Annotated in this window: 15 protein-coding genes; 9 read left to right on the top strand and 6 right to left on the bottom strand. The window is 66.7% G+C overall.

Features of this window, described 5'->3' with window-relative positions; genetic code table 11:
* Positions 1 to 450: 450 nt before the first annotated feature.
* Positions 451 to 615 (top strand): hypothetical protein, encoded by a 165-nt coding sequence (locus MLP_RS28215; protein ID WP_156821297.1) that lies wholly within the window; start codon positions 451 to 453, stop codon positions 613 to 615.
* An 88-nt stretch (positions 616 to 703) separates the two neighbouring features.
* On the opposite strand, the gene MLP_RS25175 is transcribed toward MLP_RS28215, so the two are convergent.
* The gene (locus tag MLP_RS25175; RefSeq protein WP_013866051.1) at positions 704 to 1162 is read right to left on the bottom strand and encodes an anthrone oxygenase family protein; all 459 of its coding nucleotides are present in this window, start codon (positions 1160 to 1162) and stop codon (positions 704 to 706) included.
* 663 nt (positions 1163 to 1825) lie between these two features.
* Between MLP_RS25175 and MLP_RS25165 the strand changes: the two genes are divergently transcribed.
* From MLP_RS25165 to MLP_RS25145, 4 genes are all read left to right on the top strand, one after another.
* The gene (locus tag MLP_RS25165) at positions 1826 to 2443 is read left to right on the top strand and encodes a TetR/AcrR family transcriptional regulator (RefSeq protein ID WP_013866049.1); all 618 of its coding nucleotides are present in this window, start codon (positions 1826 to 1828) and stop codon (positions 2441 to 2443) included.
* Positions 2444 to 3279: 836 nt separating this feature from the next.
* Entirely contained in the window at positions 3280 to 3831 is a 552-nt protein-coding gene (locus tag MLP_RS25155; RefSeq protein ID WP_172641635.1) for an alpha/beta fold hydrolase, read from the top strand.
* A 53-nt stretch (positions 3832 to 3884) separates the two neighbouring features.
* Entirely contained in the window at positions 3885 to 4880 is a 996-nt protein-coding gene (locus MLP_RS25150; RefSeq protein WP_013866046.1) for an NADP-dependent oxidoreductase, read from the top strand.
* A 56-nt stretch (positions 4881 to 4936) separates the two neighbouring features.
* Positions 4937 to 5791 (top strand): alpha/beta fold hydrolase, encoded by an 855-nt coding sequence (locus MLP_RS25145; protein WP_013866045.1) that lies wholly within the window; start codon positions 4937 to 4939, stop codon positions 5789 to 5791.
* A gap of 530 nt (positions 5792 to 6321) precedes the next feature.
* Here MLP_RS25145 and MLP_RS25140 read toward each other — a convergent pair.
* Genes MLP_RS25140 through MLP_RS28715 form a run of 3 tightly spaced genes read right to left on the bottom strand, consistent with a single transcriptional unit; the run spans position 6322 to position 8894 of the window.
* On the bottom strand, positions 6322 to 7140 hold the full coding sequence (locus tag MLP_RS25140) for a citryl-CoA lyase (protein ID WP_013866044.1): 819 nt from the start codon (positions 7138 to 7140) through the stop codon (positions 6322 to 6324).
* A gap of 22 nt (positions 7141 to 7162) precedes the next feature.
* Positions 7163 to 7879: an MBL fold metallo-hydrolase gene (locus tag MLP_RS25135; protein WP_197536473.1), complete on the bottom strand. Its 717-nt coding sequence runs from the start codon at positions 7877 to 7879 to the stop codon at positions 7163 to 7165.
* Complete coding sequence (locus MLP_RS28715) at positions 7830 to 8894, bottom strand: CoA transferase (protein WP_013866042.1); 1065 nt, start codon at positions 8892 to 8894, stop codon at positions 7830 to 7832. The genes MLP_RS25135 and MLP_RS28715 overlap by 50 nt, the downstream gene beginning before the upstream one ends.
* On the opposite strand from MLP_RS28715, the gene MLP_RS29615 reads away from it, so the two are divergent.
* The 4 genes from MLP_RS29615 to MLP_RS25115 all read left to right on the top strand — a co-directional run bounded on the left by MLP_RS29615 (position 8781) and on the right by MLP_RS25115 (position 12057).
* The gene (locus MLP_RS29615; protein ID WP_197536472.1) at positions 8781 to 9029 is read left to right on the top strand and encodes an isocitrate lyase/phosphoenolpyruvate mutase family protein; all 249 of its coding nucleotides are present in this window, start codon (positions 8781 to 8783) and stop codon (positions 9027 to 9029) included. The genes MLP_RS28715 and MLP_RS29615 overlap by 114 nt on opposite strands.
* 136 nt (positions 9030 to 9165) lie before the next feature.
* A complete protein-coding gene (istA, locus tag MLP_RS25125; protein ID WP_013866041.1) occupies positions 9166 to 10791 on the top strand; it encodes an IS21 family transposase in 1626 nt (541 codons plus the stop codon).
* Entirely contained in the window at positions 10788 to 11597 is an 810-nt protein-coding gene (gene istB, locus MLP_RS25120) for an IS21-like element helper ATPase IstB (protein WP_013866040.1), read from the top strand. The genes istA and istB overlap by 4 nt, the downstream gene beginning before the upstream one ends.
* 229 nt (positions 11598 to 11826) lie before the next feature.
* On the top strand, positions 11827 to 12057 hold the full coding sequence (locus tag MLP_RS25115; RefSeq protein WP_041790621.1) for a hypothetical protein: 231 nt from the start codon (positions 11827 to 11829) through the stop codon (positions 12055 to 12057).
* A 134-nt stretch (positions 12058 to 12191) separates the two neighbouring features.
* Here the strand turns inward: MLP_RS25115 and MLP_RS27715 are convergent, their stop codons facing one another.
* Together MLP_RS27715 and MLP_RS25110 are read right to left on the bottom strand one after the other, a co-directional pair.
* Positions 12192 to 12602, bottom strand: coding sequence for a fibronectin type III-like domain-contianing protein (locus tag MLP_RS27715; RefSeq protein ID WP_013866038.1), 411 nt, complete (start codon positions 12600 to 12602; stop codon positions 12192 to 12194).
* Between the two features lie 66 nt (positions 12603 to 12668).
* Positions 12669 to 14999 carry an alpha-L-rhamnosidase gene (locus tag MLP_RS25110; protein WP_013866037.1) on the bottom strand — a complete coding sequence of 777 codons (2331 nt, stop codon included), beginning with the start codon at positions 14997 to 14999 and terminating at the stop codon, positions 12669 to 12671.
* Between the last annotated feature and the right edge of the window lie 83 nt (positions 15000 to 15082).

The raw sequence follows: 15082 nt of genomic DNA, 5'->3' as shown, positions 1-15082 counted from the left end.
ACGGAGGGTTCAGCCTGTTGCCGGCGCCGCGCACCACAGCGCCAGAGGACGCGGCGAGTCGGGCGAACGTGAGATCGACGTCCACCACTACAGGACGCCGGCGGTAGCTGGCCGCGCAGCGGGAGGTCGCAACGTTCCAATCCCGTCGCCCCGGCCAGTGTCGCCCCGGCCAGTGGTGATGTCTCTGGACATCGGAATGGGCTGAACCTACGAGTTGTGGGCTCAGCCCTTCTTGGTTGGTCCGGGGTGGCCGGCCGGTGGGTTGGTAGTCGCGGCGTGGATCGATGGTGTGGTCGCGGAGGATCTCGTCGATGGCGGCATCGATGGCGGTGACGTGGAGGTCTTGGACGAGCAGGATGACGTCGGTTAGGTGTAGGTACGGCCGACGCCGACGTGTCGTAGGCGCCCGGGCGTCGCGGAGGCTGCTGGGCGTGGCCTTGGGGCAGCGCGGTGAGATCGTGGCGGGGTGGCGCGCTGCGCGAGGGACCGGTGTGGGCGATGCAGTTGTACTCGGTGGCGAAGTCCACGAGGTGGCGTACTGGCTGGAAGACCTCGACCTGGAAGATCGCCTCGCGCACGACGCGGCTGCTGTACGAGCGGAACACTGCGATGTGATGTCCTGCACGTGAAGAACTGCGACTAGACCGCTGGGTCACGGTTGATTTCGACGCGATTCGACGGCGGCAAGCCGCGGGAGATCTGCTCAGCCGAGTGCGGCTGCGACCAGGAACAGGACGAACGCGAGAGTTGCCGTTCCAGCGCGGAAGGTGTCGATCTGCTCCCAGCGAACGACCACTTTTCGCCAGTCCGCGGGCGGGTTGTCGGGCGACCAAGTGTCGTTGACCGTGATGTTGATAGGGACCGTGCCGAGGAACGACAGGAGGAGGAAGGCAACGAGACTGGCGACACCGGCGCATCGGAGGGCGAAGCCCGCGCCGGTGCCGCTGAACACGAGCACGGCCGCCCCCACTAGCGCGGTCGGGATCATGAGTGCAGGCACGACGATCATGAGTCGTCGGACCAAGGACACGCGCGCCTCGATGTGTGCGTGATCCTCGAGGCGACGGAGTGCCGGTTGCACGCCCCAGCGTACGACCAACTCTTCGCCCGCGAGGAGTCCGCCGAGGAACAGCCCCAGAAGCTCCAGCACGGAGATGGCCACCTGGCGAGCGTAGGCCGCGATCGCGAGCGACCAACGGAATGACGGGTGCTGACGTGCGTTCCCTGCTCCTTAGCAAAGCTAGCTATTGCAGGGTGCTGGGCGACTCATCGCGGCGCTGGGCACATCATCCGGCCGGCCGAGTCTGGAAGTTGCCCATCATGTCTTCGTGTTCGAGGTTGTGGCAGTGGAAGACGACCCTCCCGCCCAATCCTCGAGCAGACAAGGATCGCGGCCTCTTCGGCAGGTCGTAGATCGATCGTGTCCTTCCAGCCGTGATCGCCGGGACCGGAACCGCGGGTGCCGCGGGAAAGCACTTGGAGAAGGGGCGCAGGTGGAGGTGGATCGGGTGGTGGAAGTCGCTGACCAGCCGCCTCGGCGGCCGACCCCCTGCTCCACCCGGCAAGAAGTTCGCCGCCGCATCGGCATCAATCAGTCCAAATGGGCCGACCAAATGCAAGGCAGCGTCGTCGACAAGCCGATCTGCGAAGGTCACTCACGCCGGGGCCTGGGGCATCATCGCAGCGCCGGTAACGTCCCTGAACTTGGCGGGTCGCGGATCACCAGCCTGTCCAGCCGGGTGGGCTGCCACCCGATGGGACCTCACGTTAATGATTATGCTCAGAACTGACCCTAGTCAGATGTAGTTCCCGGGAGGAGACCACCATGTCGATCACGCCCTCGCCGATGTCCTCTTTCGCCTCGACCGGTCGCCGCGAGCGCAACAAACAGGCCAAGCTGCAGCGGATCATCGCTGCCGCCGGAGAGTTGTTCACAGAGCACGGCGTCGACGACGTCACCACGCAGCAGATCGCTGATCGGGCCGACATCGGCGCCGGGACCTTGTTCCTGTACGCCAAGACCAAAGGTGAGCTGCTGCTGCTGGTCCAGAACGCCCACTACGCCGACGCCTTGCGGCGAGGGCAGGCTGCGGCGCAGGCCCAGACCGACCCGCTCGAAGCTGTCATGGCCGTTGTGACACCGATCGTGGAGTGCAACCGGTCCCAGATCGACAACGGTCGCACCTACCTGCGCGAGATGGTGTTCGGCGACCCCGCCGAGCCGCACCACGCCGCCGCGCTGGCCATCGTCGCCCAGACCGAGGACGCCCTGGCCGGCATCTTCGGCCGCGACCCGCGCCTGACCGCCGCGGATGCGGCGACCCTCGCGAGGGTTGCATCCGCGGTCATGTTCTTGACCATGGCGGCCAGCACGAGCCTGGCCCGCGGTGTGAACGAGATCACCGCCGACATCGGTCACCAACTGGCGCTGCTGCTGCGCTGACGACCCTCCCCGGCTCCTGGTTGGAGTCGGCTCACCCGAGAAGACAACAGATGCGCTACCTGCGCAAAGCACGGAAGGTCGGCTCAGTGACTGGGGCCGGCTCGTGCACCGGGAGCCCCAGGAGCAGGGGACCGGATCGTGGATGCGAGCATCCAGATCGCCGACGAGGTCGAACGCGCTGAAGCCAAGTCGGCACCGCCTGAGCGAGCGAACGCTCCCATGGGTTGGCGACCTCTGGGCTACCGCTCATCGGCCCGCGACGTCTGTCTCAGCTCGATGACTCTCGCCGCCTTGGACTTGCATCTGACCGACGGGCGGTACGACCTACCGGACGACCTGAGCCCGGCTCGATCTGGGCCGTCCCGCACGACGCCAACGCACGATCGCTGGACGGACTCCCGGGCGGCAAGGCGGCCTCGTTCGGCAGCCTGGCCCGTACCTGTCACCTGACCCCATCCCACGCTCCCGCTGTCGGAAAGTGGTGTACATCACCTCGACAATATTACTGAGTATACTCATGATTGAGTACAGTCGGTTACGTCGGTTGTTGAGGCTCCCGTGGACCGCGACGGGAGGGAAGAGTCGTGATGACGTCGGAGCATGAGACAGGGCCGGTAGACGAACACCGCCCCGGCGGTCACCGTCTGGGTCGGCGCCTCCATGAACCGTGCCGGCGCCGGAGCTGGGCGTCGGCCGCGTTCACGGTATCGATGGTCGAGATGCCCCGCTGGTGCGTTAACGAATCTGGACAGCGGTGTGGGCGGCTCCAGCGGGGCGGTGCCCGATCGGTTCGAAGACATGGCCTCCGACGCGGTCGCGGTGATCGGTGCCCGCGGATGTCTCACGTGGACCTGTTCGGGCTGTCGATAGGCGGCATGGTCGCCCAAGAGACAACCCGACAGGCCCCTGACCTGATCGACCGGCTGATCCTGGCCGGGACCGGCCCGCAGGGCGGACCGGGGGAGGCGGCGATGACAGGGGTCACGGTCCGCGCGATCCTGCGCGGGCTCGCCACGTTCACGAACCCGACCACCCTGCTGTTCTTCACCCGTACACCCACCGGCAGCCAGGCCGCGAAGAGCTACCAGGCGCGGCTGAAGCGGCGCAGCGCCGGCCCGGACAAACCCGTCACGGCGGCGGTGATCCGCGCCCAGCTGCGCGCCGTGAACCGGTGGGGTCACCAGCAGCCGGGACCGAACAAGTTCACCGGACCGGTCCTCATCCCGCACGGTGACAGCGACCGGATGGTCCCGGCCGGCAACGCCGACGCCTTGCTGACCCGACTACCCGACGCGGAGGTGCGGATCTTCGCCGACTCCGGCCACGGTGTCGTGCCCCAGAACCATCGAAGCGTCACCGAACTCACTAGCGGATTCCTGCGCCGCTGAGCCTCGGCCGGCGTCTCTCGGACTCATTCAACTAGACCCTAGGAGGAACACCCGTGCGAGCGTTCGTGTTCGACAACTACAAGCAGCCCATCCACCAGGCGAACGTGCCCGAACCCATCGTCGGTGCACATGACGTCTTGGTCAACGTGGCCGCAGCGGGTCTCAATCAGCTGGACGAGAAGGTCCGGGAGGGCGAGTTCAAGGCCATCCTTCCCTACCGAACCCCGCTGATCTTGGGTCACGACCTGGCCGGCACCGTCATCCGCACCGGCGCACGAGTGCAGGGCTTTCAGCCAGGAGACCAGGTCTACGCCCGCCCGCGGGACCACCGGATCGGGACGTTTGCCGAGCGCATCGCGGTCGATCAGGCCGACCTCGCCCCCGCCCCGACCACGATCAGCCTGGGCGAGGCCGCCTCGATGCCGCTGGTCGCACTGACCGCATGGCAGGCGCTGGTGGAGAAGGGTCACGTGCAGGCCCGTCAGAAGGTCCTCATCCATGCCGGCGCCGGCGGAGTCGGCACCATCGCCATCCAACTCGCCAAGCATCTCGGCGCGCACGTCGCCACCACTGTCTCCGCGGGCAACGCCGAGTTTGTCACCGGCCTCGGCGCGGACACGGTTATCGACTACCGCAGCCAGGACTTCGAAACGGAGCTGACCGGGTACGACTTCGTGCTGGACAGCTTGGGCGGGGAGAACCTCGCCAAGTCGCTGCAGGTACTGAAGCCCGGCGGCAAGACTGTCGGGATCTACGGCGTCCCCGATCCCGCGTTCGCCAAGGAGCTGGGCCTGAACCCCCTTGTGAGGCTGGCGATTGCCGGCCTCAGCCGCAAGACGCGGGCCCAGGCCCAGAAGCTCGGCGTGAGCTACGAGTTCTTGTTCATGCGCGCCTCCGGGAACCAGCTACGCCAGATCACCCAACTCGTCGACCGCGGCGCCATCCGTCCCGTAGTGGGTGCCACGTTCCCGTTCGACCAGACCCCGCAGGCCCTGGCGTCCCTCGCCCACGGCGGTGTCCGCGGCAAGACCGTCGTCACCGTCCCCTGACCACCACCCACCCACCCGACCGCGCACATCCAGCGATCAAGAAGGAACGCACCATCATGAGCAGCAACGACCCCGTCATCACCACCTACGCGCAGGCGCCGGCCAAGACGATCGCCACCGACGGGAAGACGTTTGCCTACCGCGAGCTCGGCCCTGCCGAGGACATCCCGGTGGTCTTCTTCGTCCACCTCGCCGCGACCCTGGACAACTGGGACCCCCGCATCGTCGACGCCATCGCCGCCACCCGGCACGTCATCACGTTCGACCAGCTCGGCGTGGGAGCCTCCAACGGCCAGGTTCCCGACACCCTTGAGGAAGCCGCCGACGACGCCTACACCTTCATCACCGCACTCGGCTACGACACCATCGACGTCTTCTCCTTCTCCATGGGCGGCATGATCGCCCAAGACCTCCTCGTCAAACATCCCGACCTGGTCCGCAAGCTGGTCCTCACCGGGACCGGCCCCCGCGGCGGGAAGAACATCGACAAGGTCGTCGGCGTCACCTACTACGACATCCTCCGTGCCACCTTGACCCGCTCAGATCCCAAAGAGTTCCTCTTCTTCAACCGCGACCAGGCCGGCAAACAGGCGGGGAAGGCCTTCGTCGAACGGCTCACCGAACGCATCGTCGACCGCGACCAGCCGATCAGCAACAAGGCGTTCAGCCGGCAGCTCAAAGCCATCCAACGGTACGGGCGCTCCACCCCGGCAGACTTGTCGATCATCACCCAGCCAACCCTGATCGCCAACGGCGACAACGACCGCATGGTCCCCTCCGCTCTGTCGGAGGACCTGCACCAGCGCATCAACGGCAGCGAGCTGATCATCTACCCCAACTCCGGCCACGGCGGCATCTTCCAGTACTGGGAACAATTCGCCCCCGTCGCCGCCGAGTTCCTCGCCTCCTAGGCGCATCCCGACCGCAAGGACTGAACGATGCACGCCGCGAACCCGGCGTCGCCAAGCAACCTCACCTCCTTGATCTTGTTGAGGATGCGCACCGACTAGGGCCCGTCAGGCCGGGCATGGACCGGTAGGAGGGCCGCACTCGGGCACCATCGTCACTCGGGGATGTCGGGTCAGCGGCGAATCGGCAGGGAACCGACCGAGCCTGCGGAACACGGCGCTGGGCCGCGGTCCCTCCGGCGATCTCAGCGACTGCGGCCGCCAGTGTGAACGAGGCACCGTGATCCGAACGCCTGTCGGGGCACCGTCATACCCAAGATTGAGAGGCCCCGCACCCGCTCTCGTCGTCCCAGGTGCGCGGCTGACCTCGAATCGGGGGCAGGTCGACGACCAGCGATACGCCTTGTTTGGTCACAGGTCTTCGGCATGGTCAGCGCCGCCCACACTCACGAGATCGCGGGCGACCCGGTCGCCGTCTGACATGGCCAGGCCGCTGGTCGACAAGGACCTTCCCCGTGAGACTTTGTCCGGGCCTATGTGGTGGGCACGTGCCGGGGCATCGGACCGTCATAGACTGGCAGAATCTGTGGCGGTAGGGGACCTTTGATCCGGCGTCCGCCCTGCATCTCCTCCCAGGCGTGTGCGAGCACTCCGGCGGCACGGGATAGGCAGAACAAGCCGCGCGCAAGTGGTGCGGGGAGTCCTAGTTCACAATAGACAAGTGCGATCAGGCCGTCGACGTTGATCGGGACAGCCTTGCCAGTGGAGGTTGCCAGGGCACGCTCTAGCCGCTCGCCGCAGTCCAGATAGAGACCTTCGATCTCGCCAATGTCTGCGGCCTCGTGCAGCAGTGCAAGGAGTGGGGCTCGGCGTGGGTCTTGAGGATGGAACCGGTGACCGAAGCCAGGGACGTAGCCGCCGTCTACGCGGAGGCTGGCGACGGCCTCGGCCACGGTATCCTCACCACCTCCCGACTCCACAAGCCGCTCTAGCAGCTCCATGCATTGCTGGCCCGCGCCGCCGTGTGTGTCCCCGAGCATCGCTACTCCGACAGAGACAGCGGAGTTAAGAGGGTTGCCGCAGGTTACCGACATGCGGGCGGCGGCGATCGAGGGTGCCTGGGGCCCATGGTCCACCCCGGCCACCATCGCGGCGTCAAGCAGACGCAGCTGGGTTCGTGTCGGACGTTCACCAGTGATGAGGAGCCAGACCGCTCCTGCGTACGATGTCGAGGCGATCAATTCCTCGATCGGGTAGCCTCTGAGCCGCAGCTCGCCGGGTTGGACGTCGGTGATCGAGGTCCGCCACCAGCAGCGCACACCGTCGAGGTCGGCGTCTGACTTGCCGCCCATGTGTGCCTTCGATCCTTACGTTCTAGACATCCACTGGAGTTCGGCCGTTGGGCACCACGAGGTTGGTGCCGTCAGGCCCGAGGTCGCGCAGGTAGCGGTGGTACATCTCTGGCATGCTGGCGACGGCCTCGTGGATGGGAATCGCGGTGCGGGGCGCGACGGCTCGCAGGTAATCGACTGTCTCGGAGGCACGCATCCAGGGTGCGACGGCAGGGATCGCAAGGACCTCGATGCGCTCGTCGAGCACCTCGATCGCGTCGCCTGGATGGAAGAAGGAATCGGCTAGGAGATACCCGACATTGCCGATCGGCCGGATGTCAGGGTGGATCGGTGCGTGACCGGTGCCCAGGACTTCGACCGGCACGCCGGCATCGAACCTCGTGCCGGCTGCCACGACGGTCGCCGCAATTCCGGCTGCGCCGAGGTCCTGGGCAGCACCTTCGTCGGCGTAGACCTGGGCGCTTGGGTTTGCATCGAGGAGCTTCGACACCTTCTCGGCGTCTAGGTGGTCAGCGTGTTGATGAGTGATACACACTGCGGTTAGGCCAACGAGTGCCTCAAATCCCGAGGACCACTTACCAGGGTCGAAAAGGACTCGGGCCGAAGCCTCCTCGACCAGGAGACAGGAGTGCCCAAATTTCGTGATCTTCATGTTTGTTCCTCTTTCGCTGCCAGTTGCGGCGGTCCATTCACTCCAGTACTCCAAGCTTTGCCAGTCGCGCCACCTCTTCGGTGTCAAGGTTGAGCACCTCGCCGAGGACCTCGACGGTGTGCTCGCCGACCTCGGGAGCCATGGCCATTTGTCCGCGAGCGAGCTGGGCATCCCGCCATGGGAGTCCGATCACGTGGAATCCGGGAGCGGCCTCGGCGAACAGGCCACGACTCGCGAACCCGGGTTCCTCGAGTAGCGACCAGAGCGAGTGGCTGCGCGCGCACGGCACCCCGATACGAATCAGCCGATCGACGATTTGGTCGGCGGACTGGGGCTTTGTCCAGGCAGTGATCGCCTCATCGACGAGCGCGAGGGAGCGCTGCCGCGCCGTGTGATCGGTCAATTCCTTCGACAGGTCGTCGCGCCCAATGACGTGTGCCAGAGCCTGCCACTGAACCTCGTCGTAGGCGGCGATGGCGACCCACTCGTCATCACCCGTGCACTGGTAGCAGCCGTGGGGTGCTACGCGCGACGAGGTGTTGAGTCGGCTGCCGAAGTCGACGCTTGAGTCGGCAAGATCAGCGAGACCGACGGCTTGGCTGAGCATCAAGGACTCCAGCATCGACAGGTCGAGGTAGACCCCACTGCCGTGGCGGCCTCGATGATTCAAGCTCGCGAGAATCCCCAGGGCTCCGGCTGCACCGGCTGACTGGTCGGTCCAGGCAGGTCGGATTCCTCGCGGTCGCTCACCGACAATCGAGTCATTGGGTAGCACCATGCCCAACTCGGACAACCATCCGCCGTAGGCCTGCAGTAGCGATCCGTATGCGACGAAGTCGGATCCGGGACCTGAGCGGCCGAGTCCAGACATGGACAACATGATGAGTCCAGGGTGGTTACTGGACAGGCTGGCGTAGTCGAGTCCTAGGCTCCGCATGACCCGTGCTGAAAAGTTCTCGACCACCACGTCGCTGCTATCGATGATGCAGTGCAACGGGTCCGAGCCGCCTGCGAGGCGAGACGCGACGCAGACCTTGTGATCATTGCTCGCACCGACGCGTACCTCGTGGAAGGACTTGAACGCACGATCGAACGTGGTCATGCGTATCTCGGGGCGGGGCGGACGTGGTATTCATCGAAGCACCCTGGTCTGTGGAGGACCTGCAGGCGATCGGCTGTCAGCGGTCGCGAGAAACTGAACGGAGACGGCCATGGAGTTGATCGTTGGCGGCCATGAGAACTGAACGCTGACGGTCACGGGATCTGCCCGACACGACGTCGTCTGCCTCGCCGAGTTCCACGGTTGAGGCCCCTTCCTCGGGTGCGATGAGCGGTGCTGAAGCGCCCGGATCGCTGCCCGAGGAAGGGATGAGTTGAAGTCTGCCGAGGAGATCATGAAAATTCTGGATGCCTACGACCTGACTAGGTCGTTGCGTGATGCTGCGGAGTTGGCGGGGTGTTCGCCGAACACGGTCAAGCGTTATGTCGATCAGCGCGCCGCTGGTGGTGTGGTGGAGGATGCTGCGGTCCGGCCGCAGCTGATCGATGAGTTCCTGCCGAAGGTAGAGGAGCTGGTCGAGCGTTCCCACGGCAAGGTCCGTGCCGATGTGGCTCACGACAAGCTCGTCGCGATGGGCTATACCGGCTCGGAACGCACCACTCGCCGCGCGGTCGCGCAGGTGAGGGCGGCGTATCGCGACGGCCGGGTGCGGGTCCATCGGCCTTGGGTTCCCGAGCCGGGGATGTGGCTGCAGTACGACTACGGGCAGGGCCCGTTGGTGGCTGGGGCGGCCACGGTGTTGTTCTGCGCGTGGCTGGCCTGGTCCCGGTTCCGGGTCGTGCTCGCGTTGCGCGACAAGACCCTGCCGAGCGTGTTCGCAGCGTTGGACCAGACGTTCCGGCTGCTGGGCGGGGTGCCGACTTATGTGTTGACCGACAACGAGAAGACCGTCACCAGCGAGCACATCGCCGGGATCGCGGTCCGTAACCCGCAGCTGGTCGCCTGGGCGGGACATTACGCGGTCACCGTGCACACCTGCCTGCCGGCGGATCCGGCGTCGAAAGGCGGCAGCGAAGCCAGCGTGCGGGTCAGCAAGGCCGATCTGGTGCCCACCGACGCGAACCTGCTCGCCGAGTACCAGACGTTCGCTGACCTGCAGAAGGCGTGCGAGGCGTTCCAGGTCGAGGTCAACACCCGCCCGCACCGGATCACCCGCCGGCCACCGGTGCAGATGTTGGCCGAGGAGCGTACCCGGCTGCACCCGGTCGCGGCTATCCCTTACACGGTGGCGTTCGGCACGACCCGAACGGTGCCGCCGAACACCCCGATGATCACCTTCGAGGGTGGTCAGTACTCGGTGCCGCACCGGCTGCCCGGCCCCGATGGGGAGGCTTTCCGTGGGATCAGCATGCTGGGCAAGACGGTGTGGGTTCGCGGCTACGGTGTCGGCGGGATCGGTGAGCAGGTCGTCATCACCTACCTCGATCCTGCCCGGGGGCCGGTCGAGATCGCCCGCCACGACCGCACCACCCCGGGCAGCCCGCGGGTCGACGACACGCACTTCCCGCCCGCACCAGCTGGCCCGCTGGACCGGGTGCCGAAGGCCAAGAATGCTGCGGAGGCAGCGTTCTTGGAGCTCGGCGACGGGGCGGTGCTGTGGTTGCGGGAAGCAGCAGCTGCCGGAACGGGCAAGATGCGGGTCAAGATGGCCCAGGCGGTCGACCTGTCGCGGTTGTTCGATCCCCGCGACGTGGACTGGGCACTTGGGCATGCCGCCGTGCATGGCCGGTTCGCCGAGGCTGATCTGGCCTCCGTCCTCGACCACCACGCCCGCCACCCCCGGCCCGGGCAGCCCCCGACAGCTCGTCATGCCGGCGAGACGCACTCACTGGCCCAAGGCACGACCAGCTGGGCACGACTCGGCCAACCCACCATCCCCGTCACGAGCAGCTCCGTCACGAGCAGCTCCGTCACGAGCAGCCGGGAGATCGGCCGGTGACCACCGCGCCGAGTGTGTCGGTCCCGAAGTCAGGGGTGCCGACCCCGCCGCCGCTGCCGGCCGAAGTCGAGCAGCTGTTGCGGCGGATGAGGCTGCCCCACATCCGCCGGGTCGCGCCTGAGGTGATCGCCACAGCCCGCTCGCAGCGGTGGGAGCCGGTCGAGGTGCTGCGGGTCCTGCTATCTGAGGAAGTCGCCGGCCGGGAACGCTCAGCACTGGCCACCCGCCGGTCCACGGCCGGGTTCCCCACCGGCAAGACCTTCGGCGCCTGGGATCCTTCCCTGTCCTCGATTCCGGCACCGACCCAGCAGGCCCTCCGCACCCTGGAATGGGTCGGTCGCCGCGAGAACCTGGTGATCTGTGGCCCGTCCGGAACGGGGAAGACGTTCCTGCTCGAAGCACTCGGCCAACAAGCCGTCGAACAAGGACTGCGAGTCGCGTGGTTCACCCTGGAAGACCTCGGAGTGCTGCTGCGTCGCCACCGCGCCGACGACACCGTCACCAAAGCCATCGCCAGGGTGCTGCGGGCCGATCTGGTCGTCGTCGACGACATCGGGCTACTCCCCGTTGCCGTCGACGCCGCCGAGGGCCTGTATCGGCTGGTCGACGCCGGCTACGAGAAACGCTCCATCGCGATCTCCTCGAACCTGCACCCAGCAGCGTTCGACGAGCTGATGCCCAAGACCCTGGCCACCGCCACCGTCGACCGGCTGCTCCACCACGCCCACGTCTGCCAGACCACCGGCGACTCCGTCCGCCTCACCCAAGCACTCGCCGGACAAGGGGTGAGCCCGTTGAACACCTGACCCACCAGCCGGACGGTGGCCAGGCCCCCGGGCAGATCCGCATGGCCACCACCGCGCACTTCTCGTGACCGCCACCGATCAGGTCTCACGACCGCCAGTGGTCAAGTCCCGATGTCCCTTGACAATCGGCGCGGCCTTTGATTCACCGCTGCTCTATGGAATGGGTGGTTCGGGAACGAGCCCATATCTCTCTGCAGACGAACTGGCTACGCTAGGGCCTTATCGACTCATGATCTTCCCGAACTTCGTGCTCCGGGCTACCCTTGCTGCCGCGCGTCAAGTCCTGCAGACCGTCTATGCGACCGGTTCGGCGGCTTCCCTTGCCGATGCAGGTTTCTCGTGGGTGGAGAAGCAAGAGCTGGCCCGGCTCGACGAGTGGCAAGCCATCGAGCGCCGCTACGGCGTTGAGGATGCCGCGCTCACCAAACTTCAAGACGGCGTCAGAGACGTTCGGAGTTGACGGTCAGCGATGAGCCCGACCCATCCAATCGACGCGGCCCCCGTGCTCGCAGCCGATTGAGCGTTTGCCGGGATTGCTGAGTCAAGGTACCGCTGCCCGTTTGAGCCCACACCACCCCTCGAGGGTTAGTTCCCTCATCCTGGACGATCTGGAAACGCCTGGTGTTGTTTGGCTGCTCGTGAGTTCGGTCCGACTCGCAGTTCAAACTCGCCGGATTCGACAACCCGGCTCCGTCGGCGGAGACGATGCTGCATGCGGGGGTGGGGATCGCGATGGTGACGGCGATGGTTTTCGCCGGGGTCGATGCCGACCTGCTGGAGGCCCTTGAGCTCTTGCTCGGCCCAGGTGACGCTGGTGACCAGGTCGCTGATGTAGGCCAGAACGGTTTCGACCGCTGGGCGGGATCCGATGGTTGAGTCGAGGGCTTTCAGCATCCGCTGCGGTGAGGCGTGCAGGATCGACCCGGCGAGCCGGTGGCTAGCGATGTCTCGAGCGGCTACCGGGCATCGAGCTGCAGCATCTGCGATTTTCTCCGACAGCGTCATCTGCGCCAGCAGGGTCAGCGATGTGGTCCTCCACCCCGGCGGAGGGATCCTGACACCGTGTCTGACTCATGAGGCGCGGCCTCTCTGGAAGGTGGAGGTTGATGGGCCTGTGATCGACCGTTCTGGGGCCGTGTCGAGCAGGCGGGCGCTGAAGGTGTGATGGCCGCCGATGACGGACACGGCCTGCTCGCCTGGGAGGCAGATGTCGGCCGGCAGGTCGGGCGGCAGGTCGACGGTCACGGTGAGATTGTTGTGTCGGTGGATGGCCCAGGCGACGGCGACGGGCCCCTGCGGGCTGTGGAGGCTGGCCCGGGCCCATGTGAGGTCGCCTCCGGGCTGGGGGGCGATCCGGACGCGTGAGTAGCCGGGCTCAGCCGGTGTGATGCCGGCGATAATGCGGTGCATCCAGTCGGCGACGGCGCCCAGGGCGTAGTGGTTGAAGCTGGTCATGTCGCCGGGGTTGATGGTGCCGTCGGGCAGCATCGAGTCCCAGCGTTCCCAGATGGTGGTGGCTCCCATGGTCACCGGGTACAGCCAGGACGGGCAGCTGGTCTGCAGCAGGAGCCGATAGGCGATGGCGAGGTGTCCGGTGGCGGTGAGTGCGTCGCAGATGTAGGGGGTGCCGGCGAAGCCGGTGGTGATCGTATAGCCGCTGGACTGGACCAGGTCGGCGAGCCGGTCACCGGCCCGAGCCCGCTGCTGCTCGTTCAGCAGTCCGAACGCGACGGCGAGGGCGTAGACGGTGGCGCAGTCGCTGACGATGAGGCCGTCGTCGTCGACGTAGTGCTGCTGGAAGGCGGCGCGGGTGCGTTCAGCGAGGCGGGCGAAGTGGCCGGCGTCGCGGTGATGCCCGAGGATGCTCGCGGTCTGGGCGGCGATGATGCTGCTGCGGTACAGGCAGGCGGTGGCCACCACCCCCGGGTCGGCTTTCGCGTCGGCGGGACGGTGGGGTGGGGCGTCAGGGTCCAGCCAGTCACCGAACTGGAATCCGGTGTCCCACAGGCCGGTGGGTGACAGCAGCTGCTCGATCCGGTGCAGGTGGGCGACCATGGCCGGGTAGGTGTCGGTGAGCAGCTGCCGATTGCCGTACGCCTGCCACAGCGCCCACGGCACCCAGACGGCGGCGTCGCCCCAGATGGCCGTGGTTCCGCGAGGAAACCCTGGTTGTTCCGCGGTGTACTTCAACGCGTCCGGCACCACGAACGGCACGGTCCCGCTGGCGTGCTGCTGCTCGGTGGACAAGTCGAGCAGCCAGTCGTGGAGGAAGGTTTCGACGTCGAACAAGAACGCGGCCGTCGGCGCGAACACCGCGATGTCGCCGGTCCATCCGAGTCGCTCGTCGCGTTGCGGGCAGTCGGTCGGCACGTCCAGGAAGTTCCCGCGCACTCCCCACACGACGTTGCGGTGCAGCTGGGTGAGCATCGGCTCCGAGCAGGCGAACTCGCCGATCCGGGCGAGGGCGGAGGAGACGACGACGGCGACCAGGTCGTCGGCGGTCGGTGTTCCGGGCCAGCCGCTGATCTCGGCGTAACGGAAGCCGTGGAAGGTGAAGGTGGGCTCGAACACGTCCTCGGCGCCAGAACAGATGAACCGGTCGGAGGCCTGGGCGCTCCGCAGGGGGCGGACCCCGAGCTCGCCGTCCTCGAGAACTTCGGCGTGCCGGACGGTGACGGTCTGGCCGGCGGGGCCGCGGACCTGCAGTTTCAGCCAGCCGACCAGGTTCTGGCCGAAGTCGACCAGCGTCTTCCCGGCCGGTGAGGTCCAGATCGCCACCGGCGGAAGCTGTTCGTGCCGGACCACGGGCGGCCCAAGATAGGGCGTGAGGCGGGAGGTGTCGAAGCTGATGGTCTCGGCCCCGGACCATCCAGGGCTGGTGAACCCGGGGTGTAGCCAGTCGGTTGAGTGCAGTCGGGCGTCGATCGTCTGGCCGCGGTACAGGTCGTTGTCGAGGGTCGCGGAGGGACCGGCGGTCCAGGTCTGGTCGGTCAGGATGCGTTGGCGGTGGCCGTCAGCGAACCTGATCTCGAGCTCGGCGATCGCTGCAAGGCGATCGCCGTACAGGTGGGAGATGCCGAACCAGGTGAGGGCTCCGCGGTACCAGCCGTTGCCGAGCGCCACCCCGAGCACGATCGGCCCGTCGGCTCGGCGGAGCTGGTCGGTGACGTCGTAGTCGCGGTACCGCAGCCGCCACTCATAAGCTGACCAGCCGGGGCTGAGCACGTCAGCGCTGACCGGCTGGGCGTTGAGGTAGGCCTCGAAGACGCCGAAGGCACTGACCAGCCAGCGCGCCTCGGCGACCTCGCCGTGACCGGCGTCGAGGCTGAACTCGGTCCGCAGCAACGGGGCCGGATGGTCCTGCCTCGGGGCGATCATCGTCGCTGACCAGGTGCGAGACATGGTGTCGTCCTCCTGGACAAGGTTGCAGGAAGTGGTGGGCAAGGATCGACCGCCCCGGGGTTGGGAAGCCTCCCGGGGCGGTC

It is taken from the genome of Microlunatus phosphovorus NM-1, assembly GCF_000270245.1.
In the GTDB taxonomy this organism is placed as follows: domain Bacteria; phylum Actinomycetota; class Actinomycetes; order Propionibacteriales; family Propionibacteriaceae; genus Microlunatus; species Microlunatus phosphovorus.
This window is presented reverse-complemented; position numbering and strand designations above follow the sequence as displayed.

What these genes read in the sequence shown, in the direction of transcription:
- MLP_RS25140 (WP_013866044.1), bottom strand. Translation starts at nt 7,140, where the DNA reads ATGGGCGGCAAGTCAGACGCCGACCTCGACGGTGTGCGCTGCTGGTGG.
- MLP_RS25110 (WP_013866037.1), bottom strand. Translation starts at nt 14,999, where the DNA reads ATGTCTCGCACCTGGTCAGCGACGATGATCGCCCCGAGGCAGGACCAT.
- MLP_RS28715 (WP_013866042.1), bottom strand. Translation starts at nt 8,894, where the DNA reads ATGACCACGTTCGATCGTGCGTTCAAGTCCTTCCACGAGGTACGCGTC.
- MLP_RS25165 (WP_013866049.1), top strand. Translation starts at nt 1,826, where the DNA reads ATGTCGATCACGCCCTCGCCGATGTCCTCTTTCGCCTCGACCGGTCGC.
- MLP_RS27715 (WP_013866038.1), bottom strand. Translation starts at nt 12,602, where the DNA reads ATGACGCTGTCGGAGAAAATCGCAGATGCTGCAGCTCGATGCCCGGTA.
- MLP_RS25155 (WP_172641635.1), top strand. Translation starts at nt 3,280, where the DNA reads ATGTCTCACGTGGACCTGTTCGGGCTGTCGATAGGCGGCATGGTCGCC.
- MLP_RS25145 (WP_013866045.1), top strand. Translation starts at nt 4,937, where the DNA reads ATGAGCAGCAACGACCCCGTCATCACCACCTACGCGCAGGCGCCGGCC.
- MLP_RS25115 (WP_041790621.1), top strand. Translation starts at nt 11,827, where the DNA reads ATGATCTTCCCGAACTTCGTGCTCCGGGCTACCCTTGCTGCCGCGCGT.